Annotated in this window: 1 pseudogene; it reads left to right on the top strand. The window is 43.9% G+C overall.

Annotation, left to right across the window (positions count from 1 at the left end):
- Nucleotides 1-241 (top strand): annotated as a pseudogene (locus KNO65_RS15645) (hypothetical protein); the annotation flags it as partial.
- Nucleotides 242-408: the final 167 nt, after the last annotated feature.

Raw genomic sequence — 408 nt, 5'->3', positions numbered from 1 at the left:
GAAGAAAAATGCGACTGAGCCGTTAAAAGTCGACCCGGTCACGGGGCAATCCCAGTTGGATGACGATTATTTTGCGATCGAGACGAGACTCGAACAGATCGTCCGGAAGAAAGTCTCGTTGGACATGGACGTCTCTTTACATAAAAAACTGAAACAAATCGCTCTACAGAACGATTTGAAACTATACCAGTTGGTAGAGAAAGTGCTGAAAGAGTATACTCAAAGGAAGCTAACTGAATAGGAGAAGTGATGGAAATGTTGTTGACCCTCAAGTTGTTTGAGGAACGGTATGAGAAGATCATGGGGGAGTCATCTTTACCTAGACGAGACATTCGTTTGGGGGAGTTGATGGAGGAAATGGAGAAGACATTTCAAATCCCCGTGTTGAAAAATACTGACTGGGAGAGT

Source organism: Exiguobacterium sp. S3 (assembly GCF_018617295.1).
In the GTDB taxonomy this organism is placed as follows: domain Bacteria; phylum Bacillota; class Bacilli; order Exiguobacteriales; family Exiguobacteriaceae; genus Exiguobacterium; species Exiguobacterium profundum.
The sequence above is the reverse complement of the archived record's forward strand: the minus strand, read 5'-3'. Positions and strand labels throughout refer to the sequence as shown.